Annotated in this window: 3 protein-coding genes; all 3 read left to right on the top strand. The window is 56.7% G+C overall.

Annotated features, from left to right (window positions below):
• Positions 1-195 precede the first annotated feature (195 nt).
• The 3 genes from HRQ63_RS11245 (at position 196) to HRQ63_RS11235 (ending at position 7,336) form a co-directional block, all read left to right on the top strand.
• Entirely contained in the window at positions 196-1,503 is a 1,308-nt protein-coding gene (locus HRQ63_RS11245) for an acyl-CoA dehydrogenase family protein (RefSeq protein WP_172243304.1), read from the top strand.
• 258 nt (positions 1,504-1,761) lie between these two features.
• Positions 1,762-2,184 (top strand): hypothetical protein, encoded by a 423-nt coding sequence (locus HRQ63_RS11240; protein ID WP_172243301.1) that lies wholly within the window; start codon positions 1,762-1,764, stop codon positions 2,182-2,184.
• A 52-nt stretch (positions 2,185-2,236) separates the two neighbouring features.
• The gene (locus HRQ63_RS11235) at positions 2,237-7,336 is read left to right on the top strand and encodes a DUF4132 domain-containing protein (RefSeq protein WP_172243298.1); all 5,100 of its coding nucleotides are present in this window, start codon (positions 2,237-2,239) and stop codon (positions 7,334-7,336) included.
• Positions 7,337-7,361 lie beyond the last annotated feature (25 nt).

The raw sequence follows: 7,361 nt of genomic DNA, 5'->3' as shown, positions 1-7,361 counted from the left end.
GAGCCGAGCCGAGCCGAGCCGAGCCGAGCCGAGCCGAGCCGAGCCGAGCCGAGCCGAGCCGAGCCGAGCCGAGCCGACGGATTTTAACGGTCGCATTCACAAATCCGAGTCATTCGCTTTGCTTTGCGGGTATTTTTTTCTCTATAATAGAGGGAAAGAAATCGTACAGCGGAAAAGTAGAAGGGATGAGCGGAATTGAGGAAAAAAGCGATAGATGCGTTTGTCAGAAATGAACGTGAAGCGAAGCTTGTGGATTGGGCGGACCGACTGGCCGAACGTTTTGCGGAGCGGGCCGCCAAGCATGACCGGGAAGGTTCGTTTCCGTTCGAAAACTTCGAAGAGCTGAAAGCGGCCGGGTACGCCAAGCTAACGCTGTCCGAGGAGCAGGGCGGCGACAGCGTATCGTTGTATGAATGGCTGCTGGTGCAGGAGCGGATCGCGCGAGGCGACGGATCGACGGCGCTCAGCGCGGGCTGGCACGGCGGGATGATGCTGCATTATCGGGAGACGGACATCTGGCCGGAGCCGAGTTATTCGAGTTTTTGCCGGGATGCGGCGGGTTCGGGAGCGATGATCAACAAGTTCGCCAGCGAACGCGCGACCGGAAGTCCGACTCGCGGCGGCCGTCCGCAGACGACGGCGGTTCGCGTTGAAGGCGGCTGGAAGCTAAGCGGGCGTAAAACGTACAGCACGCTCAGTCCGCTGCTGACGGATTATATCGTGAGCGCGGGCATCGAAAATTCGCCGGAGGTCGGAGACTTCATCGTTCGTCTGGGCGGCAAAGCCGGCGAACCGGCGTACGCGGCCGGATCTCCGTTCGATGCGGACGGAACGTCGTTGCCGGAGCTTGGGGAAATCGCGCGCCGCGCGCAAGCTTCCGAGCAGCGGGCGGCCGAACTTCGTTCTGCGGCGGGCGTTACGTTGGAAGAGACATGGGATACGCTCGGCATGCGGGCAACAGGCAGTCACGATATTGTGCTTAATGAGGTCTTTGTACCGGACGAGCAGGTGATGGGAATCTACGCGCCCGGAGAAAAAAAAGGCGGCGTGGACGACGGAGACGGCTGGATGCTGCATATTCCGGCCTGCTATCTGGGCATTGCTTACGCAGCACGGGATTATGCCCTGAATTTCGCCAAAAACTATACGCCGAACAGCCTGAAGGAGCCGATTGCGACGCTTCCTCATATTCGCCAATGGATCGGACAGATCGATAGCGAGCTTCGCCTGGCCCGTACGGCTCTGTACGATATTGCCGATCGCTGGGATCGACTGCCCGATGAACGCGCGACCATGCGGCCGGAATTCGGCTGGGTCAAATACAATGCGACCCATCTTGCGGCGCAAGTCGTCGATAAAGCGATGAAGATCGTGGGCGGGGCCAGCCTGTCGAGAAGCGTGCCGTTGGAGCGGTATTATCGGGACGTGCGAGCGGGTTTGCATAACCCTCCTATGGAAGACGCGGTTCTTCAATCGTTGGCCCGTACGGCTTTGGACGAATAAGCTTCGAATCTTCAATCGGCTTTTTCGAGCAGAGAAATTTGGCTTCACGACAGAAGACCTGGCTTTTTTCAGACCTTTTCCAAGATCCAAGACTTTGCGCCTAAGACCCGACCGCTCTTGCGGCGGGTTTTTTTGTGTGGCGAATTCTGGTAGAATAGAGCTTAAGTAATAAGGGAACACGCATTCGCTTTTTTGGATTAAGATATTCTTCACTCAAGCGAAGATCATAGGGAGTCGAATTGCGAGGGAGGAACAACGATGAAGCTGACCGCTTTGGTGAAAAGTCCGGGTCGCAAGCGCGGCATGGCCGGGCGTGAGCTGGACTTGCCCGGCATGCCGCGCACATTGCGCGAGTTGATCGAACAAATCGTACGGCTGATGGTAAGGGAATACGAAGAACGGCGCACAGGCGACGATCTGCTTCGGGCGCTAACCGAGCAGCAGATCGACAGTGGCGCAGAGGACGGGAAAGTCGGCTTCAAAGCGATTTACGGGGAGCATCCGGCTAATGAGGATTCGGCTGTAGCGGCTGCGCTGTTGGGCTTTGAGGATGGTTTATACCGAGTTTTTGTGCGTCAGGAAGAAGTCACCGGATTGGATGCTCCGTTAACATTGGCAGATGGTGACGAGGTTGTGTTCATGCGCTTTACGATGCTGGCAGGCGGGTTATGGGGCAGGTAATCTGAATCGTGCATCATGCATGGCGAATCAAAACTAGGGAGGCGAACGAAAGATGAACGAAGAGTTGCAGCAGAAGCGGGAAGAGCAGTATTTTGAAACGCTGAAAGAACGCGCAGGAAAGCTGGAAGGCTCGCCCGGGCAAGTTGCGGCCTGCTTGCTGGAGATCGCCGAGTACGGTTACGTGAATGAGTATCAGGAACCCGTGCAGCAGATGCGTCGACTGTTGGAAGAAACGTCGGAAAATCAGCCGGACAAGCTATTGGAGCCGTTGGAGCAGGCCGTTCTTGCCTTGACCGGAGAAGCGATCGCCTTGCGCGTCAAACGGATCGTCGGTCAAGCGTCCGAATATCCGTATGCCAACGGGTATATGCGTCGTCCGTTCCGCACTTCTGAGCCGTCTGTGCATCTGGTTTCCGTTCTGACGAAGATTGTAGGTTTGTTATGGATGGAAGCTGCAGGCTTTACGCTGGAGAAGTACCTGACGGAACGCGAATATTCGAATGCCCATACAAGCAACTTTTATCGGGTCAGTCATGTTCTGTCCGATCTGATCGCTCAGCAGCTGGATGACCATGATCCATCGGTTGAAGCGGCACTGAGAGACATTATTCTCGGCGAAAACCAGACCGCGCTGCTTACCCGGCAGATGATTTCAGGCATGCTGATGAGTCACCGATCCGATATGCATGCGCTGGTGGGGGATCTGCTGATCGCTGCGCGCCTGCAGGAAGGCTTGCGCCAATCGATCGTGGAAAGTATGGACTTCGGTACCGCGGAAGCTTTTGTTTACCTGCTCAAATTGATTCTGGATAACGGATTCGTTCGCTACGCTTCGATCGTGCGCGCCGCTGCCGTATGGACGGGAATGCCGTTCGACGTATCCGACGAACGAGCGGTCGCCAAGATGCTGGAAAAGATTTACTCAGGAATGAACGACGCCAAGCTGCGCGAGGAATGGGTGGATTCGAGCAATGCCCAGGACGTGTTCGTCGGGCTGTTCGCTCAGGCGCTGATCGAAGAAAACGAGCTTCCGGCGTACGTGAACCGGATTATGGAAAACGGCCCGCACTATCGCAAAGTAGCGGCGCAATACGTGATTTCCATGAGCCAATACGAGCATTCCAAATACGTCTCGGCTCTGCATGTTCTGCTCAGCGACGAACGCGATCCCGAGCTGCTGTATTGGATGATGAACAACTATACATACGATTACGCGCTGGAGTGGGTGAGCGAAGACGAAGAAAATGAAACGGTCGCTTGGATGGAAAACGAACATAGAAAGCTCAAAGTCCATCGGGCTCCCGGCCTGGACGACAAAGAAGCGCGCCGCGAGCAGTTCGAGGCTTTCGCTTCTTTGCTCAGCGGCGGGTTGACCAAGGTCATCAACAAAAAATCCGGCGCGCTCGATTTCCTGTCTTATACTTACGATCCTGCGGGCATCCTGCGCAAAATGATGTACCTGACCGCTTACGACATGGATCGCGAGTGGATATCGCGCTTGATCGATTGGTCTTCCCTCATGAATGCCGACCGCCGCAACGAGCTGTTGAAATTCTTCTTGGTCCACCCGGAGGAAACCAAGCAGCGGGAGTTCATTTTCTCCATGCTGTCCGATAAAAACATGCACAACCGCGAGACGGCTCTGAAGCGCGCTCGCGGCCTCGACTTGAGCGATTCGGAGCTGCAGCGGGTCGAAGCGCTGCTGAAGCTCAAAACGGGATCGCTTCGCCAAAGCGCGATCGGGCTGTTATTGAGCCAACCGCAGGCTTCGCTCGAAAGCGCGCTGGACCGTTTGCTCGGCGCGAAAGCCGAACTTCAGCGTCTGGCCGGCTTGGAGCTGCTGACCGAGCTATCGGCTGACGAGGCACGGGCGGAAGATTATGAACGACTGCTGCCGCTGGCGCAAAAGGTAGGCGATCCGACGCCGAAAGAATCGCAGCTGCTTAAAAAGTTGGAGTCCCCGGGAACGCGGAGCGAATACTCGGCGGCCAAAGGTTTCGGGTTGTACGATCCCGACGCGACCGAAGAGTGGCTGATGCAGCCGAGCGGCGAGCAGGCGGATTTCGATCGGGTCTTTTCGTTGGACGAGGAGAGAGCGGCCGGATTCATTCGCGGGTTGGACGAATTGGTGCACAGCTTGCGCGATACGGAGTACGAGGTGCAATATTACGCGGGTGCCAAAGAGAAGTTGCTGCTCGGCGCCGAACTTCGCCAGACGGCTTACAGTACGGGTTCGAACATTCCGATGCTGGAACCGGACTATGCCCGGGACTCTGCGCTGGAACTGTACCCGTTGGCCGAAAAATGGTCGGCTTATCTGGAAAACAGCGGATTCGGAGCAGAAGAGCTGCTGAACCTGTATATGATCGTGGAAACCAAAGAATTGTCGGGAACGCTGGACGACTTCTACAGCGAATTCTCCGGTCATTACGATTACCAGAAAATGCAGCGGATTCGTCTGCTCGACGGTTGGCGGGAAGAGTTCGTTTCAGGTTTGTATCCGCTCGAACGGTTGAAAAATCTGTGGAAAGTGTTGGACAAGTGCCGTTATGCGGATGCCGTTTGCACGCTGATCTTGGCCTTTTACGCGGACGCTGCCCCGGCACCCGTTTTCGAGGCGGCGGCATCGGCCATGGAACGGCTTTTGGCGGAGTTTCCGGAGCATGCGCCGCAAAAAGAAAAGCCGGTATGGGCGGCGCTTGCGGCCGACTGGATGATCGTCCTTCGCCGCAGCGTGCACGACGATGCGTCGTTCAAACGCTACGTATCGCTGTGTTACCGCTATGACCATAGACAGCAGGAATTCGACGCGGTCCATTTCCGTTCGATGCTGGATATCCGAATGGTTTTCAAAGCGCATACGCTGGGCTTCATCGGCGACAACGAGGTGTACAAGCAGCTTTTAGGCGAAAATGCCAATTATATGATGCGCCATCTGACGAGCCATCCGCCGGAAGAGCTGGAGCGAAGCGAATCGCTGCAAGCGATCATGGCGGCCATTGTGGGCCGTCTGCTGGAAATCGAGCTAGCGCGCGGCGATCTTGCAACCGAAGCGACTCCGCTGACGATGGCTTTACAGCGAATCGAAGGCTTGGATGCTTTTATCCGTATTCTGGTCAGCCTCGGCGGGGAAACGTTCGTGCGGGGGTACATTTACGGTTACGGCGACAACCAGACGAAAAAGGAATCGCTCAGCCACTTGCTTAAGGTCTGCCATCCGGCGGAAGGCGACGACTCGGCCGCGCTTGCGCAAAAACTCGAAGGCACGGGAATTTCGGAGCAGCGTTTGCTCGAAGCCGCCATGTATGCCCCGCAGTGGATCGAGATCGTGTCGTCGCACTTGAATTGGCCGGGACTGCGCAGCGCCGCCTGGTACTTCCATGCGCATATCAACGAAAGCTTCTCGGCGGAAAAAGAAACGATCGTCGCGCATTATTCGCCGATCACGCCTCAAGAGTTCAACGACGGTGCGTTCGACGTCCAATGGTTCGAGGAAGCGTATCGGGAGCTCGGATCCGAACGCTTCAATCTGCTGTACGATTGCGCCAAATATATCTCCGGCGGCGCCAACCACCGCCGTTCGCAGCTGTTTGCCGATGCGGTATTAGGCAAGCTGAAGCTGGAAGATACGCGCAAGCAGGTTGAATCCAAGCGCGGCAAAGACCAACTGCTGGCGTACAGCCTGACCCCGCTCGCGAAAAAGCGGGAGCCGGATCTGCGCGGACGTTACGATTTCATTCAAAAGTTCCTGCTCGAAAGCCGCCAGTTCGGGGCGCAGCGCCGGGCCAGCGAAGGAGCGGCCGGTCAGATCGCGCTCGGCAATCTGGCGAGAAGCGCGGGCTATGCGGATTCGACCCGCTTGCAATGGGATATGGAAGCGGGCAAGATGGACGAGCTTCGGATCTACACGGAGCTGCACCAGGTCGACGACGTCGAAGTGAAGCTGGCGATCAACGATCGCGGCCTGCCGGAGATCGAGGTGACGAAGGGCGGAAAAGTACTCAAATCCGTACCTTCGCGCTTGAACAAAAACGAGCATATCGTGCGCTTAAAAGAGGTCAAAACCGAGTTGAGCGAGCAGAATCGCCGCTTTGTGCGGGAGTTGGAGCGTTCGATGGAAAACGGGGCCGTGTTCCGCCTTGACGAACTGGTGAAGCTGTACGGCAATCCGGTCGTGGCGCCTCTGCTGTCTCAACTGGTCTTCCGCGTTAAAGAAGAGGCATCGTCCAAGCCGACACTGGGTTATTTCCGCGAGTCAGAGCGTACGTTGGTCGATATCGAAAGCCGAGAAGGTACGCCGTTGGCCGAAGACGCGGAATTGGTTATCGCGCATCCGGTTGATTTACATGCAAGCGGACAGTGGCATTTGTTCCAGCGCGACTTTATTGAACGTAACCTGCAAGCGGAAGCTGCAGGCCGCTTCGCTCCTTCGAAGCAGCCGTTCAAGCAGATTTTCCGCGAGCTGTACGTGCCGAACGCGGACGAGAAAGCTGCGGGAACGTCGTCTTCGCGTTATGCGGGGCATCAGGTTCAGCCGAGCAAGACTGTGGCTCTGCTGCGCGGACGCGGATGGACGGTCAGCTACGAGGAAGGTCTTCAGAAGGTCGATTATACGCATAACGTGATCGCGACGCTGTACGCGATGGCGGATTGGTTCTCGCCGGCGGATACGGAAGCGCCGACGCTGGAAACGATCCATTTCTCGGATCGTCGGACGCATAAGCCGATGGCTCTGACCGACGTTCCCCCAGTGCTGTTTTCCGAAATCATGCGGGATGTCGATCTCGTGGTGAGCGTGGCCCATGTAGGCGGCGTCGATCCGGAAGCAAGTCTGACGACGGTCGAATTGCGCACAGCGATCGTGCGCGAATCGTTGTCTCTGCTTCGTATCGAAAACGTGCGGCTGGAAGGAAGCTATGCGCGCGTCGACGGAACGCTCGGCGAATACGCGGTGCATCTGGGCAGCGGAGTCGCCTATAAGCAGGCGACGGGCGCGCTTAATATTATTCCGGTGCATGCGGGTCAGCGCGGTCGTTTCTTCCTGCCGTTCCTGGACGAAGATCCGCGCACGGCGGAGATTTTGTCGAAGATCGTGTTGTTCGCGGAGGATACGAAGATTAAGGACCCTCAGATCTTGGCGCAAATTCAATAGTAGAAACGGAATCATGCAAGAAATC

Source organism: Saccharibacillus endophyticus (assembly GCF_013185185.1).
GTDB lineage: Bacteria > Bacillota > Bacilli > Paenibacillales > Paenibacillaceae > Saccharibacillus > Saccharibacillus endophyticus.
This window is presented reverse-complemented; position numbering and strand designations above follow the sequence as displayed.